We start from the raw sequence: 16,324 nt of genomic DNA on the forward strand, positions 1-16,324 counted from the left end.
ATGCCGAGAGCGGTGATCTCGGCCTGCGGGCGTCGTCCGGTCAGACGCTCCACTTCTGGTTGTCGGTGCCGGCGCAGCTCCACAGCTGCAACCAGGCCCCGTTGCCCGCGTTGTTGTCCTTGATGTCGACGCACTTGCCGACCACGGTGTTGACCAGGTCGTGGCTTTCGTTCAGGACGAACTTCTGGGCGGCATTGCCGCTGCACCTGGCGATCTGGATGGGCGAGCCGTCGTTGTAGTTCGCGTTGGCCACGTCCATGCACAGGCCCTTGATACGGATCGTGCCGTCGGAGGCGAACTGCCACTTCTGCGCCGCGCCGTTGTTGCAGTCCCACACGAACAGCTTCTTGCCGTCGCCGAATTCGGAGTTCGGTACGTCGACACAGCGGCCCGACAGATGGCTGCGCAGCGAGACGGGTGCGCTGAACGTCACGCCCGAACCGGCGTTGCCGGACTGCTCGTTGCCGCTGCCGGACGCCTGAGAGCCACTGGGCTTCTCAGCCTGGTCCTGCCCGCCCGCGTCGCCCTTCGGCTGGTCCTTCGCGCCGGCGTCCTCCTTCGGCGCGTCCTTGCCCGAGTCCTGCACCGGACCGCCCGCGGAGGCTTCCCGCACCGGCTTGTCGGGCGTGGCCGAGTTCTTCTTGCCGTCGTCCGTGGACTTGGTGTCGGGCTCGGTCTCCACGAAGTCGCCCGGTGCCTCGTCCGAAGCACCACCGAGCACGGTTCCTCCCGCCGGCGCCGACTTGGTGGGGTCCTTGTCGTCGCCCCCGGCAAGTACGAGGAACGGCACCGACACGAGCAGCGCCCCTACGACCGCCGCCCCCGCCAGCGCCGCCTTGCCCGGCCGCCCCACCTGGGCGGTCTGCTGCTGGGGCCGGTCGATGGCGGTGGCGGTCATGGTCCGCACGAGCGCGGGCAGCCGGCTCTTGTCCGCGGCGGCGGTATCGGGATCAGCCGCGGACTCGGACTCGGAAGCAGCCTCGGACTCGGACTCGGTCTCGGTCCGACCGCCGGAGACCGCCCCGCTCTTGCGGACGGTCCCGGCTGCGGGTTCGGTGGTCCTAGCCTTGGCGGTGGATTCCTCCGCCTCGGCGGCGTTGGCAGCGGCCTGCTCCCCGGTCCTCGCCTCGGTGAGCTCGGGGTCGGGAGCGGTGGCTGAGGCGGCCACGGCTGTCGCGGCCGTCTCCTCGCCGTCGGAGCCGGACTCCGACCTCGGAGAGGTGGGGGTGTGCTGGACCGGACGCGTCACGGGGTCCTCCCTGTGATGTGGGGCCAGGGTTCAGGAGATTTGTCGGCCGGAGCGACGGAGGTGGTCGCGGCCGGAGGAGCCGTACGGTCCGCCGTACGGGAAGGGGCGCCGAAGCTCTGATCCGCGGCGGCATCCGCTGCGGGCGCGCTCTCAGCACCCGGCTCGCGCAAGGGACCGAGGAGACTGTCCGCCGGGACCAGCAAGGGGGCCGCGGCCCCGGCGTTGACCATCAGCAGGGGGCCGGAACCGCTCAGTGAACGGGCCAACTCCCTGGCGGGAAGCGTGTCATGCCGAAGTGCCTCGGACATGAACTCGTGTGCCGATGAGGTGAACGCCAGCACCACGGGCGCCCCGTCCAGCCCGGCGGCCGTGAGCGGCCCGCCGTCCGGTGCGCGCACCACCGACACGTCCGCCTCCGCGAGCGCCGCGAGTGCCTCTTCCACCGAGCCGTAGCCGGTGGCGGCCCGCTGTGCCGCCGCGTCGACCGGATCGGTGGGCTCCGGCCAGCCGAGCACCCGGGCCGACGGGCGGTAGGCCGGGTTGGGGCGATAGTCCCCCACGGCACCGCTCTCGTCCGACTGCCACTCCCCCAGCACCGCCCACTCCGGCGGCGTCCGCTCCTCGGTCCACTCCGGGTCCACAACCCCGATCCAGTGCCCTGGCGCCCGACGGGCGGCGGCCCGCACGGCCTCAGGTATCTCGGGGGTGTCGGTGGCCCCGGCGGGATCGGCGCCGGGTGACTCCAGGGCGGTGCTCGGAGCGGAGTCGTGCGGCACCACGGACAGGGCGTCTTGGCCGCCCTCTTGCCGTTGTCCGGGCCGCATCTCCACCTGAACTCTTCGGTCAGTACGAATACTTGGGTGCCGATCGGCATGCACACACGCCGAACACTGATCATCTCGGGGCGCCAACAGAATGCCACACGAGCCTCGTCCGTGGCGGGCCGGGCGGGGTCCGTATCGGGCGCCCGCGTGCCCGTTTACTGCCCGGGTGGAGGACTTTCCGGGAGCAGGGAGGCGTGGGCGGACAAAGCGACGGGAGGGTTGGGGCGGGTGGGGCGACTGATCGCCCCCGGTACGGGCTAAGTTGGGTACGCCATCGGTCTGATCGACGTACCATGCCTCCCGGTTCGGACGTCCGGGCCGGGGCCGTACGGGAAGACCTTGCAGCTCGGAAGGGCGTCGGATCGGCCTGCGGCCGCCACCGCGGGTGGGTCATGCGGGACTCGGCGACCGGGACCGGGCCGAACTGGTTCATCTCGGCGCGGCACTCGCCCAACGCCCGCCGGGCTTCCCGGCGTTCGTCCGGCCGGCCACCGCGCGGGCTTGCCCACCATCGACAGCTCCGCCACCAAGGAGGAGTACCGCATGTCCCCCCAGCACCAGACGCCCGGCGCGAACGCGGAGGCGGCCGCCGCCCGCGCAGAGGAGGCCGGATTACCCTCCCAGCCCTCCGCACCGGACGAGGCGCCGCCGGACACGGCCGCAGCCCCCGAGGCGGAGCCCGGCACCACCCCGGCCGGGGAGACCACCGCCGCCGCACCGCCGACCGAGGAGACCGCAGCGGCCGCTACCGCCGAGGCTCCCGAGGAGGGCGTCGCAGTAGCGGCAGCCGTCGGGACGACGCCGCCGGCCGCCAAGACCCAGACGGGCTTCGGCAGCGGACGCCCCCGCAAGCCGGTCCTGGCGGGGGCGGCGATCGCCGGCGCCGTTCTGATCGCCGTACCGCTGCTGCTGGCCGGTAGCGGGAACGACGACGGGCCGCGCGACTCCGCCAAGGGTCTGACCGCGGGCTCCGACACCGTCCTCAATCCCAACTCCGCACCGGCGGGCCTGGACGACTACGTGGCCGAGAAGCCCAGTGCGTCCCCGAAGAAGGAGAAGCCGAAGAAGAGCGAGCCTCCGAAGGTCACCGCTCCCGTGCCCGCCGCGCCCGCGTCGGAGCCCAGCAGGAGCAGCTCGCCCAAGGCGAAGACCACGCCGAAGCCCAAGCCCAAGCCGAGCCCGAAGCCGAACTGGAGCACCGAGACCGTCCTTGCGCCCAGTGTCCTGGAGGTCAACCAGGCCTGGACCACCAACCGCATCCGGATGGTCATGCAGACCGACGGCAACCTTGTCGTCTACAACGAGCTAGGGAAGGCCATCTGGGCGTCCATGACCTTCGGCCAGAACCATCGGGCGATCTTCCAGCAGGACGGCAACCTCGTCATCCACAACGCCGACGACCGCCCCATCTGGGCCTCCCAGAGCCACGGCCACGACGGGGCCCAGCTGGTCCTACAGGGCGATGCCAAGGTGGTCATCGTGTACAACGGCAGCGTGATCTGGTCGACCTGACGCCCAAGGCGGACTTGGGTGATGTGTCGTGGCAGCGCAGTAGGTCCCGGCGCGTGTGCTCCGGGACCTACTTGGCATCCTGGATCAGGCGGGGGTGATGTTCTCCGCCTGCGGGCCCTTCTGGCCCTGCGTGATGTCAAAGGTGACCGACTGGCCTTCCTGAAGCTCACGGAAGCCGGAGGCATTGATGTTGGAGTAGTGCGCGAAGACGTCCGGTCCGCCGCCGTCCTGGGCGATGAAGCCGAAGCCCTTTTCCGCGTTGAACCACTTGACGGTTCCGCTGGCCATGCTGGTGCCTCTCAGTCAGTGTCAGGAACCGCACCACGCGGCCCTGGAGAAGATCGCCCCGGTCACCCACAGCACAACACCCGCACCACAGCACGAGCACTCCACTGCCAACCACGACATCTCACCGCGACGCTACACGCCAAAACCGGCTGCCACCAGGGAACAACAGCCAGACCCACACCCTCACTGAGGGAATCCACTCGGCCAGTTCAGGAACGCCGCCTTGGGGTCTCGCCTCCGGGGAAGAGTTCGGGCGGCACATTGGGGACGATGCTCTGGGACACGGGCCTGCCCGTCGTCGTTGTCACGCCAAATAATCCCTCGTCAAGCCGGAACCCGTCCCGCGATACTCCATGGTCATGACGCGTGACGATTCCCCTCGGGAAATCCCGGCCAACCCAGCATTACGACGCGTCCTGGACCGGCCCCATGGCCCGGCGCTTTTGGAGCTGATGACCGACGGTTTGTCCGGCGGTGATCTGACCACGCTGCTGCTCGAGGTGTTCCGGCGCCGTGCAGAACGGCTTTCGCCGGCGGACGTGATGCGGCGCTATCGCAGCGATCGGTTCGTCGCGCCTGCGCCGACGAGCTTGACCGCACTCCGCCGGGCCGAGGACGCCTTCGTAGCCGAGTTGTCCGACGACTTCGAGATGCTCGTGCTTTCCCCGGTGCTGCCTCTGGCGGCGCATTCAGGTGTCGCGAGTGTCGATCCGCGCAAGGTGATCGCGACGATTCGCGGCAGCGAGGTCGCCGCCGACCCGACGAACGGGCTGGCGCTGGAGGCGTCCGCGCGACGTTCACTGGCCCTGGCCGCAGATCCTCGTTCAAGTGCGCCCGTACGCCTCGCGGCAAGTCAACGAGTGACGCGTGCACAGCACTTCAACAGCCCCGGAATGCTCGCCCACTTCCAGATTTTCGGCCTGGTGACCGCCGGACGGGACACCGGCAACCGGTCCTTCGAGTACGAGCAGTTGGCCCAGCATCTCCGGTTCGCAGCACGGGCGCTGGCCGCCGCCGGATCGCGGCGCACAGAGATCCGGCTCACCTGTCTGGAGGACGCGAACCGCCCGATCATCGAACGGATACGGGGTGACCTCGCCGCGCTCCCGGGCACGTCCGTGGTCGAAGATCCCGGCCGGGCGACCGGACGCGGCTACTACACAGGAATCTGCTTCAAGATCATTGCCGGTATGGACGACGACCAACAGCTGGAAGTCGCCGACGGCGGCTTCGTCGACTGGAGCCAACTGCTCACCGGCAACCGCAAGGAACGCCTCTTGATCAGTGGCTTCGGCATCGACCGGATCGCCGAGAACCTGACGTCGTCGTCCGCCCATGACCAGGCCCCACCGCACTGAACGGGCAATCCCCTTCACACTTCCCGGTGTTCGATGCCGAGCAGGCTCGCGGCGGACCGGAAGTCCGCCGTGTGGTGGCCGACGGCCAGGGACCAGTGGTGGCCGACGCCCGTCGCGCTCCAAGCGTCGACCCACTCGCCGGGATCCCGGCCGAAGTCGACCCGGCTGGTGGTGTTGCCGATCTTCAGCAGCGGGCCCGGGACGACGGTGCCCTGGGAGGTGACGAAGGACAGGCTGCCGTCGGCGTCCTGGCCGAGGCCCAGGAGGGTGACGGGGCCGTGCTGGACGTCGAACTCCACGCTCACACCCCAGCCCCGTTTGCCGTGGTAGACGCCCAGCCCGCGCAGCAGGGGGTCCCGGGAGCTGACCGCGAGGTGCCCGGGTCCGTCATGGCCCATCTCCACCACGCCGTCCTCGAAGTTGAGGGCCTGGATCTCGGTGAACGAACCCCCGGCACCGACGGCCTGGGAGACGAGTTGGGCGAGGCTGGTGCGCAATTCGTATTCGCCGGCGGCCGGTACGCCCCGGGCGGTCAGCAGGGAGGCGCCCAAAATCATCCCGGCGCCGAGCCGCTCGTGCTGTTCGCCGTCGAGGCCGCGGTGGTAGTACGCGAGGGTGTCGAGCCCGAAGTCCGCCACGAGCCGGTCGAGGGCGACCGAGACGGTCGCGCCCCACGCGAAGTCCTCGTCCACCACGCTGTCGTCGAGGGTGAAGATCTGACGAGCGAGGGCCATGCGCTCCCGGGTCTCCGCGTCGGTCACCTTCTCCACCCGGTGCCGCAGGTCGTCGAACTCGAGCACCTCCACGTGCGAGCCGAACGTCGTGGGCAGCAGCGTCAGGTCGGTCGACACATCGAGCATCCCCGGATACACGTGCCCCATGAGACCGTGCCGTGCGTGCCGCAGCGCGGCCCGGACATGGGCGGCGCGGATCCACTGCTCGATGCGCTGCCAGGCGGACTCCTGGCGCAGCCAGCCGGACACCGACCTGAAGGGGATCCCGGCACGGCGGAAGACGTTGCCGACCTCGGGCACCGGGCACTGTCCGCAGTAGGCCAGCCAGGCTCCGGTGTCGAAGGACGCGTGGTCCATCTTCTCGGTCGGCTGGAGATCGATGACCAGGACCGGTGTGTGCGAGCGCCGGGCGATCGGCAGGACCATCGACGAGGTCAGATACGTCGTCAGGAACAGCACGATCAAGTCGCAGTCCGCCCGCCGGAGTTGCTCGGCGGCCGCCGCGCCCTCCTCGGCGTCGGAGACGAACCCGACGTCGGTCACTTCCGCGTCCATCCCCCTGAGGCGCTCGGTGACATAGCCGGCCGACTCCTTCAACTGCGGCAGAAGCCCGGGGAACTGCGGCCAGTACGCGCCGAGTCCGCCGGCCACGAGTCCGATCCGGGTGCGGCGGCGGGCGACCGGTGGCAGCAACTCGCGCAGGCGAGAGGCCCGTTCGGCGGCCCGCCCCTCAGTCGTTGCCGTCGTGGAGGCGGTCGTAGTCATGGCAAGTGCTCCTTCAGGGCGCTGGCGGGGTCGGCTTCGGCGCTCAGATGCTCGCGATCCGCAGGTCGGTCGAGGCGGGGGCCGCAGCGGGCGCACGCGGGACGAGGACGCGGATGATGAAGGCGCCCGCTCCGGCCGACAGCGCCATGCACACGGTGATGGACCAGAGCAGGACGGACGGACTGTAGTCGGCCAGGGCCGGGGTGAAGAACGCGACGACCGCGAAGACTCCGCGCGACAGGGCGTAGGTGAGTCCCTGGGTGGTGCCGCGCGTGTCCGCGGGCAGGGTGAGCTGCGACCAGACCTTGTAATTGGCCTCTCCGGCAAAGGGGTTGGAGAGCTGGTAGAGGACGAAGAAGACGAGCATGCCCACGAGCGCACCGGCGGTCAGGGACGCGACGACGAACGCGAGGATCTGCACGGCGGCGGCCACGTAGAACAGGCGGTCACGCAAAGGACTGTCGGCGACTCGGACGAAGGCGATCGTCAGCAGGACCCCGATCGGAATGAAGGCGAGATTGATGCCGGTGGCCAGGCTCTGGGAGGCGTCGCTGACGGTCACCAGCAGGTAGGTGCCGAACTGGCCGAAGGTGTTGGCGCCCAGTCCCCAGGTGACGTAGAAGGTGAACGTCGCCGCCATGGGCAACAGCGCGGCCCGTGTCCACACGTTCTTCAGCGCGACGCCACGCGGGACGGCCGCATCCTCCGACTCCTCGGCGGAGGCGTGCTGTTCGGGGGCCGGCTTCAGCCTGGATCGCAGATGCCAGGTGACGAGCGCGGCGAGGGCCAGTTGGCCGGTGATGATGCGCGCTCCGGTCATGCCCGTCGTCGACAGGACGAAGCCGAGGAATATGGCAACGGTGATGCCGAGCATCCACATGACCTGGGTGAACGCCACGAGCCGCCCGCGCGCCGGGGCGGGTGCGGCGTCGGAGACCACGGCAAGGGACGTCGGCAGGTCGGCGCCCGCCGCGAGGCCGGCGACGAGGACACCGATCAGCAGCGTGATGTCGTCCGGCGCCAGTGTGATGACGAGCGCACCCAGCGCGAAGCAGAAGATGTCCCAGTTGTAGACCCGACGGCGGCCGAACATGTCGGCGAGCCGTCCGCCGACGAGGGACCCGACGGCGATGCAGATGGTGACGATCGCACTGATCGCGCCGGCCATCCACACGCCCATGTCGTAGCTCTCGCGGTAGATGGCCAGGTTCACCGAGATGCTGACGATCAGTCCGGCATCGAGGTAGGAGGCCATGCCCGACAGGGCTGCGGCCTTCCAGAGCTGCTTCGGGATGGGCTGTTCGGCCATGATGCGACTCCGTCGTCTCGTGACATCGCGGTTCCCGGGCCGGATCGCAGAAAATATAGGGAACAAAAAACGTTCCAACAAGGTGTCGCGCAGACAACCACCCACCGGCACCAATCGCTTCCGGACCCGCCGCGATCGTGGCGCAAGCCGTCCAGCTCCCCTACGGTGAAGGCGGCCTAAAAACGTTTTAGGGGAAGGACCGCATCCGTGCTCTCCCCCGCGCTTCAGCGACTCTTCGAGGATCCGCCCCGGGACTTCGGCCCCACTCCCCTGTGGTGGTGGTCGGGCGCGAAGGTCACCCGTGAGCGTCTGGAATGGCAGATGCGGGCGTTCGCGGACGGCGGCATCCACAACCTCGTGGTCATCAACCTGGCGCCGAGCGGTCCGAGTTTCGGCGCCCCGGCCGACGAACCGGCGTGGTTCAGCGAGGAGTGGTGGGCCCGTTTCACCGAAGCCTGCGAGGTTGCGGCGGCACTCGGCACACGCCTGTGGTTCTACGACCAGATCGGCTTCTCCGGCGCCAACCTCCAAGGCACAGTCACCCGGAGCAGTCCCGGGGCTGCGGGCCTGGCCCTGAGCTGCCGTACGACGACCGTTGACCGGGGCACCGTGGCGCTGCGGGACGCCGAGACGCTGGTGGGCGTGTACGACGCCGACGGCCGACGCCTGCCCGATCCGACCCCGACCGCCGACGGCACCCACGTACAGCTCGTCACCGCCGTCCCCACCGCGTTCGACTACCTCGACCCGCACGCAGTGGACGCGCTGATGGACGCCGTCCACCACGAATTCGACCGCCGCGTCCCCGAATACCTGGGCAACGTCATCGCGGGCAGCTTCCAGGACGAACTCCCGGGCACGAACTCCTGGAGCCGACGCTTCGCGGAGGAATTCCGCACCCGGCGCGGCTACGACCTCCTCGACCACCTCCCGGACCTGTTCGGTACGCGCGCCACCGCAAGGGCGGCGAAGACCCGCGCCGACTACTACCGCGTCCGCACGGAACTCACCGAAGAGGCCCTGTTCCGACCGCTCGCCGCCTGGCACCGCGAGCGCGGCCTGCTCCTGGGCTGCGACCAGAGCAACCCGGCCCGCGCGGGCTACCCGGCCCAGTCCACGCAGATCTACACCGACTACTTCCGCACCCACCGCTGGTTCAGCGCGGCCGGCAGCGACCACCACGGCGACGCCAAGGTCCACTCGTCCATGGCCCACCTCTACGGCCACGAGCGCGTCTGGATGGAGGCGTTCCACTCGTCCGGCTGGGGCGGCACCCTTGAGGACACCTACGACTGGCTGCTGCCGTTCCTGCGCAGCGGCGCCAATCTGTACAACCCGCACGCCAGTTACTTCGGCACCGCGGGCGGCTGGTTCGAGTGGGCGCCGCCGTCCACCGACTGGCGCCAGCCCTACTGGAAGCAGTACCCGGCCTTCTCGCGGGCGGTCGCCCGGATCTGCTCGATCATGTCCTGGGGCAGCTACGACGCCGATGTGGCGGTCCTGCACCCCACCGCCACCATGCAGTCCCTCGTCCCGCTGGACGCGCCCGTCCACCACTTCGGAGACGGCCGGCTGGGCGAGGGCCATACCGAGGCCGACGAGACACAACAGCACTACCTGGACCTGTGCGGCACCAACAACTGGCTGCGTCCCCGGACCGGCGCCCTGGACCTGAACCGTGTCTCCTTCGACGTCATCGACGACGACTCGGTCCAGCGTGCCAAGCCCGTCGACGGCGCCCTGCATATCAGGGACCTCGCCTACGGCGTGGTGCTGCTGCCCTCGACAAGCGTCCTGGAGGAGGAGACGGCGCGTCGGCTGACCGAACTGCTCGACTCCGGTGGACGGGTCGTGGTGGTGGGCCGGCCCCCGACCACGGCTGCCGGTCTGGCCGGTGACGACTCCGTCGTAGCGGCGCTGGTGGCGCATCCGCGGCTGGAGCGGGTGGACGACGCCGAGGCCGGAGCGGCGGCAGTGGCCGACACGGCCGGGCACGCCGCGGGCGAAGTGCCGCTGCTCGTCAGGCGGTTGGGGAACGAGGCGGTCGCTCTGGTGACGGGGACCTTCCCCGACGCGGGCGTGCCCGAGCCGCGCACGAGTACTCCCCGGCCACGGAAGAACCACGTCGTCGATCCGGATCGCTACGCCCGTACTTCGTCCATCACCGTCCGCGCCCCCGTCGCCGAGGCCGAGGTCTGGAACCCGGCGACCGGCACCCGCACCCCGGCACGCGTCACCGTCTCCGACGACGGCACTTCGACCATCGAGGTACGGCTGGACGGCGCCCCCGCCGCCCTCGTCGTATGGCGCGAGGGCGCACCGTCAGGGCAGGCGACAGTGCCGCCGGAACCAGCAGAGGCCATCGACATCTCGACCGGCTGGCAGGGGCGTCTCATCCCCACCATGGACAACACGTGGGGCGACCTGGCGCTGCCCGCGGGGTCGTCCGTGGCCGAGCCTCAGATCTGGGACATGCGGTGGACCGAGAGCGAAGGGCCGGACGCGGTGTGGCAGCGGACGCGCGCCACGTACGGCAACCGGGTCCGCGTCATGCCGCCCTCGGCCCGGGCCGCGGAGCCGCTCGACGCCGGGGCCGTCGAGCGGGTGCTGGCCGGAGAGTTGCCCCTCGCCCCGGGCTGGGATGTGGCGGTGTACTCGTCGAGCCGGGGGATCCGGGATCAGGGCGGACTGCTCGGCACCAAGGGACTGGTCAACGAGGAGTTCGTACGCGTTCCGGTACCTGGCGACGGAGAAGCCGCCCGCGTCCGAGCCATCGTGGAGACCGATCACCGGGGCGCTGCCGACCTCCATGTCGGTGCGGAGGCGGTCAAGCGCGTGTGGTGGAACGGCCGGCAACTGGACACCGGCCCTGGTGGATACCTGGCCTCCGCGCGGGTGACAGTGGCCCGGTCCCTCAATGTGCTGGAGTACGAACTGTCCGGGGCCCAGGGCCGACCCTCCACGATCTCGGCCAAGGCCGGTACGCCGCTGGGCAGTTACTTCTGTCTGTCCGAGCCGGGCGGATTCCCGCCGCGGCCCCGTTTCATGCGCCTGCCCGAGGGGGTACGGCCGCAGGGTCCGGTGACGTATCGCGCGCGGCTTCGTCTCCCCCACGACGGTGCGGAGGCGGTGCTCGTCGTGGGTGCCGCGACTGCGGTCACCGTGCTGGTCGACGGTGCCGTCGTGGCGCGGCAGGAGAAGGTCGAGTACTACGAGGCGGACTGGGGTGCGGTGCCCATGTACTTCCGCCATGAACTGACGCTCGCGGCGGGCGATCACGTCCTCGACGTCGTGACCGACGGCATTCGGGACGCGGTCTTCGTCGACCTGGTGGCGCAGTCGACGGCAGTGGTGAGCGGCGCGGGCTGGGAGGCGGAGACGGGCGGTTGGCATGGGCGTACGGTCGAAGACACGGACAGACGGGGCGAGTTGCAGCACTGCCATGCCGTGGTACGGCCCCACCCGCTGCCGGAGGCCGAGTGGCTCAGCGGCCCGTCGGCGTTGGGCGGCGCCGTGCTGCCGGTGCGGTCCACCGACGACATGCGTGCAGCACGGCAGCGCTTCCGTTTCACCGTGCCCGCGGGCACGGTGTCGGTCAGTCTGCCGCTGGAGGTGCCCGCGCAGGTGCGGGTCGGTGACGGCGCGGAGCGTGCCCTCGACGGTGAAGTGGTCATGTTGGACAGGCCTTCGGGCGAACCCACGGAAGTGGAGGTCGTCACCGCGCCCGTGACGGTTCTGCGGGGCGGGGCCGCGTGGCGTGGTCCGGTGCGGGTGCGCACCGTACCGGCGCCGCTGGGTCTGGGCGCCTGGAGCTCGATGGGACTGGGCAGTTGGAGCGGGGGCGTGGCCTACTCGCGTTCGCTTCAGGTGCCACCGGGGCCGGACCCCGTACTGGATCTGGGGCGGGTGCGGGGCAGCGTCGAAGTGTCGTTGGACGGGGAGGTCGTCGGCGAAGCGTTCTGCGCTCCGTACCGCTTCGCTCTGCGCGGGGCCGCGGGACGCACCGTCCGGGTCGACGTGACCGTGTACAACACGCTGGCGCCTTATCTCGCCGAGGCCACACCCACCGCCTGGGCTTTCCCGGACCAGCTCCCGTCGGGCCTGCTGGGACCGGTGACCCTTCGGATTCCACGGGCCGACTAGGGATCGGTGGACGGCCGTGTCGAGTCCCGCAGGACGAGGTCCGGCTCGAAGACCCTGGTCTCGTGGGTGTGTTCGGCGCGGGCCTCGATCTCGTCGAGGACCATCTCGACGGCGGCCCGGCCGAGGTCCTCGACGGGCTGACGGACCGTGGTGAGGGTCGTGGCGCCGAAACTCGCGATGTCGAGGTCGCCGTAGCCCACGACCTGCACGTCTTCGGGGATGCGCACACCGCGATCGGTCAGTCCTCGGCACAGGCCCGCGGCGAGGAAGTCGTTGGTGCAGAAGACCCCGTCGGGCAGGTCCTCGAGCTGGTCCGCGATCTTCGCGCCGTACGCGACCGTCATCTCCTCGGCGACGACCTGGTCCAATCGCGCCTCCCGTTGGCTGCGTACGGCCTTCCGGGCGCCCTGGAACCGGTCGGCGCACTGCCGGATCCCGCGCTCCCCGTTGACCACGAGGATGTCGCGTGCCCCGCGGTCCATGAGGTGCTGGACGGCGATGCGGCCGCCGGCGATGTCGTCGACGGACGCGGAACAGCCGTCCCGGTCGGGCATCGCGCGGTCGGCCAGCACCAGCGGGATACCGCGCTCACGCAGCCGGGTCAGCCTGCTCGGATCGGCGCTGAGCGGAACGACGACGACTCCCACGGCCCGCTGTTCCACGAGCATGGTGAAGTAGCCCTGCTCCCGCTCCGGTTGGTCCCCGCTGTGGCAGAGGACGAGCGCATAGCCATGCGTGTACGCCGCCTCGGCGGCACCCCGTGCGATGCGCGCGTAGAACGAGTTGGCCACGTCCGGCAGGACCAGGCCGATCGAGGACGAGTGGCCCGTGCGCAGGCCGGAGGCTCCCGGGTGGGGAACGTAGTCGAGGGCCGCGACCGCCTTGCGTACCCGCTCAGCGGTCTGCGCGTTGACTCGCTCGGGGCGGTTGAGCACGTTCGACACCGTGGACACCGAGACGCCTGCGGCGGCGGCGACGTCCTGAATGCGGGCAGGGCGAGCCGAAATGGCGTCCACCCCCTCGCGATATCGGCAGTGCAACCAGCCACGACAGCGGCCTTATGGGCCAGGCCAGCATACCGCGAGCGTACATAAAACGATTTCCGCACCGGCGGTGCGGACGGCGCAACGCCCGGCGGCCAACGACGCGCTCGCGCCCTATCAGCCTTCCGCCGGGTGCGGTGACGCCGGCGAGTGCAGGAGCCGCAGGCCGACCTCGACCAGCAGCCAGCCGAGGCGTGCCCGGACCGACGTGCCGCTCCGGACCGAACGGCCGGCACCAGCGGTGCGGCGCAGCTCCCAGGCGCGGGCCTGTGCCTGCAACTCGGCAGCGCGGGCGGCGTGGAGGTGGCGGTGTATGTCCGGGTGGTGGTTCATGACGAGGCGTCCCCCCGGCGGTTGCGGAACGCGACGCGCAGTACGGTCACCGGCTCTGCCCCTTCCGGGCGCCGTGACGGGTCCTCGGCCCGCTCTCCGTAGGAATCCAGCAGCGCCGAGAACCGCTCCCTCAACTCGGCGAGTTCGGCGGCTGTCATATAGACGATGTCGTCGCCGAACTGCTCCGCCTCGCGCCACTCGCGCGGCAGTTGCCGTCGTGTCTCGACCGCGTGCGTCATCTGCTCGAATAACCGCTCTGCTACGGCCGTGCTGAGAGCATCGGCCGCATCGCCGTCGCCATCCCGCCACTCGGTGTACCGGGCCGTGGCCCGCCATGGCTTCTCCCGGCCCTGACCTCCCTCGGCCTCTTCCACCAGCCCGTACTTGGCGAGTATCCGCAGATGGTAGGAGCAGCTCGCCACGGACTCGCCGGTCAGTTCGGCGGCGCGGGTCGCCGTGAATGGACCCTCGACACGCAGCAGCCCGACCAGCTTCATACGGGTGGGGTGGGCATAGGCGCGCAGGGCGCGGGGGTCTGTGAGATGGATGGAGCGCCTCGGCGTGCCTGCCATGGGCGTTGGCTCTGACATGGATGTAAAGATATCTTTCTAAAGAAGTCTTTACAAGAGAGCGTGCCGTTCGAGCATCTGTCGGGCGGTGACGACCATGGCCTCGTCCACCATCGCCCCCTCGAAGGTCACCGCCCCCGAGCCGGCCGCCTTGGCCTCCTCGACGGCCGCGATCAGGCAGGCGTAGCGGTCGAGGTCGTCGGGGGTCGGTGAGAACTCCTCGTTGATCACGGGGACGTGGGTGGGGTGGATGGCCATCATGCCTTCGTAGCCGAGGTCGCGGTTCTGCCGGGCGAAGGCGCGCAGGCCGGCGAGGTCGGTGACGTGGGTCCACAGGCCGGTGACGGGATGGGGTGCGCCGGCGGCCCGTACGTCCAGCAGCACCCGGGAACGCAGCGCCAGGGTCTCGGTGCCATGAGCGGTCCAGCGGTAGCCGACCGCGCGCTCGACGTCGCCGCCCGGGGCGGTGACGGCTCCCGCGTAGGCGACACGGCGGGCGGCCGCGGCTATCGCGTGGGCGTCGCGCAGCGCCGAGGCGGTTTCCAGCAGAGGCACCAGGGCGATGGAGCCCTGGGGCAGGCCTTGTTCGCGCTCGCACCAACCGAGGAGGCGGTCTGCGAGTCGTATGTCCTCAGCGGTGGCGACCTTGGGCAGCACGACTCCGGCCAGGCCTTCGTGTGCGATGGCGCGCAGCTCTTCGGCGGCCGCCCAGTCGTCGAGCGGGTTGATCCTCACGAAGAGCGCCATGTCCCCGGTCCATGCGGCGATCGCCTCGGCGACTCGGGCCCGAGCGCGAGCCTTCTGGGGCGCAGGCACCGCGTCCTCCAGGTCGAGGATCGCCGCGTCGGCGCCTGCCGCTTCGGCCTTGGCCAGCCATTCGGTCTTGGTGCCCGGCACGAAGAGCAGGGAGCGCAACGGGTACCGCGGGTCAGATGACACCTTGCTTCTCCAGGTCGTCGAGCTCGGTCTCGTCGAGTCCGAGCCAGTCGCGGTAGACGAGGTGATTGTCCTGACCGAGTGCCGGGCCGGTTCGCCACACGCGCCCCGGACGTTCGTTGAAGCGCGGGATCACCGCCTGCATACGGACCGGTCCGAGGTCGGCGTCGTCGATGGTGATGATGTCGTCGCGCTCGGCGTAGACGGGGTCCGTGGCGATGTCCTGCGCGCTGAAGATCCGGGAGGCCACCACTTCGGCCCGGGTGAGTTCCTCCAGGCACTCGTCCGTGGTGCGGGCGGCCACCCATGTGCGCAGGTTGTCGTCCAGCCGTTCCCGCCCGGCGTGCTGCTGCTCCGAGGTGGCGAACTCCTCCTCTGGCAGGCCGAGAAGGCGGACCACGTTCCGCACCGAGCGCAGGGTCGCGGACGTCACCGTGATCCAGTCGCCGTCGCCGGAGCGGTAGGTGTTGATGACAGCGGCGGGGGCCACCGCGAGCTGGTTGCCGGCCCGCTCGGGCACGCTGCCCAGCTGATCGTGCGTGATGACCTGCCACTCCACCAGCCGGTACAGCGGCTCGAACAGGGCCAGGTCGATCCACTCGCCGTCGAATGCGGGATCGTGCGCGCGCCGGTGCAGCGCGGCGAGAACCGCGTAGGCACCCATCAGACCGGTCACCGCGTCCCCATGGGAGAAGCCGGTATGGACGGGCGGGCCGCCGGGGAACCCGGTCAGATGCACCACCCCGCTGCGGGCCTCGCCCATCTTGCCGAACCCGGGCTCGTCGGCGCGCGACGAAGTCGCTCCGAAGCCGGAGATCTGAAGCAGGACGGCCTTGGGGTTGAGCCGGTGCACCGAGTCCCAGTCGAGTTCCCAGCGCCGCAGACGCCCGGCGCGCAGGGTGACGATCACGACGTCGGCCCAGGCGACCAGCCGGTGCGCGACCAGCCTCCCGGCCTCGTGGTGCAGGTCCAGGGTGACCGACCGTTTGTTGCGTCCCGCGACCTTGAACCACAGGGGTACGCCGTCGCGGCTGGGTCCCATCGCGCGAGCGGCGTCACCGGCACCGGGGGGCTCGACGTGCACCACGTCCGCGCCCTGGTCGGCGAGCATGGAGCCGGCCATCGGCCCGGCCACCACATGGGCGAACTCGACCACTTTGAGACCGCGCAACTGCCCCTGGCCCTCGTGGTCCCGAGCTTCGTTCGCCACCGGCTTGCTCCTTCGCCTCGACATCGCACCACCACGTTCATCGTGCAGAGG

General features: G+C 70.2%; 13 protein-coding genes. 3 read left to right on the top strand and 10 right to left on the bottom strand.

Annotated features, from left to right (window positions below):
* Positions 1-40 precede the first annotated feature (40 nt).
* Both ACIHFB_RS01310 and ACIHFB_RS01315 read right to left on the bottom strand, forming a co-directional pair.
* Positions 41-1,249 (bottom strand): ricin-type beta-trefoil lectin domain protein, encoded by a 1,209-nt coding sequence (locus tag ACIHFB_RS01310; protein ID WP_365282288.1) that lies wholly within the window; start codon positions 1,247-1,249, stop codon positions 41-43.
* A complete protein-coding gene (locus ACIHFB_RS01315) occupies positions 1,246-2,073 on the bottom strand; it encodes a type VII secretion system-associated protein (protein ID WP_365282289.1) in 828 nt (275 codons plus the stop codon). The genes ACIHFB_RS01310 and ACIHFB_RS01315 overlap by 4 nt, the downstream gene beginning before the upstream one ends.
* A gap of 543 nt (positions 2,074-2,616) precedes the next feature.
* On the opposite strand from ACIHFB_RS01315, the gene ACIHFB_RS01320 reads away from it, so the two are divergent.
* Positions 2,617-3,585, top strand: a complete 969-nt coding sequence (locus ACIHFB_RS01320; protein ID WP_365282359.1) for a mannose-binding protein — start codon at positions 2,617-2,619, stop codon at positions 3,583-3,585.
* 84 nt (positions 3,586-3,669) lie between these two features.
* On the opposite strand, the gene ACIHFB_RS01325 is transcribed toward ACIHFB_RS01320, so the two are convergent.
* Positions 3,670-3,873: a cold-shock protein gene (locus tag ACIHFB_RS01325; RefSeq protein ID WP_210583575.1), complete on the bottom strand. Its 204-nt coding sequence runs from the start codon at positions 3,871-3,873 to the stop codon at positions 3,670-3,672.
* Between the two features lie 359 nt (positions 3,874-4,232).
* Between ACIHFB_RS01325 and ACIHFB_RS01330 the strand changes: the two genes are divergently transcribed.
* Positions 4,233-5,231 (top strand): hypothetical protein, encoded by a 999-nt coding sequence (locus tag ACIHFB_RS01330; RefSeq protein ID WP_400124858.1) that lies wholly within the window; start codon positions 4,233-4,235, stop codon positions 5,229-5,231.
* 14 nt (positions 5,232-5,245) lie between these two features.
* Here ACIHFB_RS01330 and ACIHFB_RS01335 read toward each other — a convergent pair whose 3' ends face one another.
* Both ACIHFB_RS01335 and ACIHFB_RS01340 read right to left on the bottom strand, forming a co-directional pair.
* Entirely contained in the window at positions 5,246-6,730 is a 1,485-nt protein-coding gene (locus ACIHFB_RS01335) for an L-fucose/L-arabinose isomerase family protein (protein ID WP_365282291.1), read from the bottom strand.
* 43 nt (positions 6,731-6,773) lie between these two features.
* Positions 6,774-8,039: an MFS transporter gene (locus ACIHFB_RS01340; RefSeq protein ID WP_400124859.1), complete on the bottom strand. Its 1,266-nt coding sequence runs from the start codon at positions 8,037-8,039 to the stop codon at positions 6,774-6,776.
* Between the two features lie 207 nt (positions 8,040-8,246).
* On the opposite strand from ACIHFB_RS01340, the gene ACIHFB_RS01345 reads away from it, so the two are divergent.
* Entirely contained in the window at positions 8,247-12,182 is a 3,936-nt protein-coding gene (locus ACIHFB_RS01345; RefSeq protein ID WP_400124860.1) for a glycosyl hydrolase, read from the top strand.
* Here the strand turns inward: ACIHFB_RS01345 and ACIHFB_RS01350 are convergent.
* The 5 genes from ACIHFB_RS01350 to ACIHFB_RS01370 form a co-directional block, all read right to left on the bottom strand.
* Positions 12,179-13,198 carry a LacI family DNA-binding transcriptional regulator gene (locus tag ACIHFB_RS01350; RefSeq protein ID WP_365282294.1) on the bottom strand — a complete coding sequence of 340 codons (1,020 nt, stop codon included), beginning with the start codon at positions 13,196-13,198 and terminating at the stop codon, positions 12,179-12,181. The genes ACIHFB_RS01345 and ACIHFB_RS01350 overlap by 4 nt on opposite strands.
* 144 nt (positions 13,199-13,342) lie before the next feature.
* Entirely contained in the window at positions 13,343-13,558 is a 216-nt protein-coding gene (locus tag ACIHFB_RS01355; RefSeq protein WP_365282295.1) for a hypothetical protein, read from the bottom strand.
* Entirely contained in the window at positions 13,555-14,148 is a 594-nt protein-coding gene (locus ACIHFB_RS01360) for a helix-turn-helix domain-containing protein (protein WP_365282296.1), read from the bottom strand. Before ACIHFB_RS01360 ends, ACIHFB_RS01355 begins: the two co-directional genes overlap by 4 nt.
* Before the next feature lie 30 nt (positions 14,149-14,178).
* Entirely contained in the window at positions 14,179-15,066 is an 888-nt protein-coding gene (locus tag ACIHFB_RS01365; protein WP_400124861.1) for an HpcH/HpaI aldolase/citrate lyase family protein, read from the bottom strand.
* Positions 15,056-16,273: a CaiB/BaiF CoA transferase family protein gene (locus tag ACIHFB_RS01370; protein WP_400124862.1), complete on the bottom strand. Its 1,218-nt coding sequence runs from the start codon at positions 16,271-16,273 to the stop codon at positions 15,056-15,058. The genes ACIHFB_RS01365 and ACIHFB_RS01370 overlap by 11 nt, the downstream gene beginning before the upstream one ends.
* Positions 16,274-16,324: the final 51 nt, after the last annotated feature.

It is taken from the genome of Streptomyces sp. NPDC051963, from assembly GCF_044593495.1.
In the GTDB taxonomy this organism is placed as follows: Bacteria; Actinomycetota; Actinomycetes; order Streptomycetales; family Streptomycetaceae; genus Streptomyces.

What these genes read in the sequence shown, in the direction of transcription:
- ACIHFB_RS01315 (WP_365282289.1), bottom strand. Translation starts at nt 2,073, where the DNA reads ATGCGGCCCGGACAACGGCAAGAGGGCGGCCAAGACGCCCTGTCCGTG.
- ACIHFB_RS01320 (WP_365282359.1), top strand. Translation starts at nt 2,617, where the DNA reads ATGTCCCCCCAGCACCAGACGCCCGGCGCGAACGCGGAGGCGGCCGCC.
- ACIHFB_RS01325 (WP_210583575.1), bottom strand. Translation starts at nt 3,873, where the DNA reads ATGGCCAGCGGAACCGTCAAGTGGTTCAACGCGGAAAAGGGCTTCGGC.
- ACIHFB_RS01330 (WP_400124858.1), top strand. Translation starts at nt 4,233, where the DNA reads ATGACGCGTGACGATTCCCCTCGGGAAATCCCGGCCAACCCAGCATTA.
- ACIHFB_RS01335 (WP_365282291.1), bottom strand. Translation starts at nt 6,730, where the DNA reads ATGACTACGACCGCCTCCACGACGGCAACGACTGAGGGGCGGGCCGCC.
- ACIHFB_RS01340 (WP_400124859.1), bottom strand. Translation starts at nt 8,039, where the DNA reads ATGGCCGAACAGCCCATCCCGAAGCAGCTCTGGAAGGCCGCAGCCCTG.
- ACIHFB_RS01355 (WP_365282295.1), bottom strand. Translation starts at nt 13,558, where the DNA reads ATGAACCACCACCCGGACATACACCGCCACCTCCACGCCGCCCGCGCT.
- ACIHFB_RS01360 (WP_365282296.1), bottom strand. Translation starts at nt 14,148, where the DNA reads ATGTCAGAGCCAACGCCCATGGCAGGCACGCCGAGGCGCTCCATCCAT.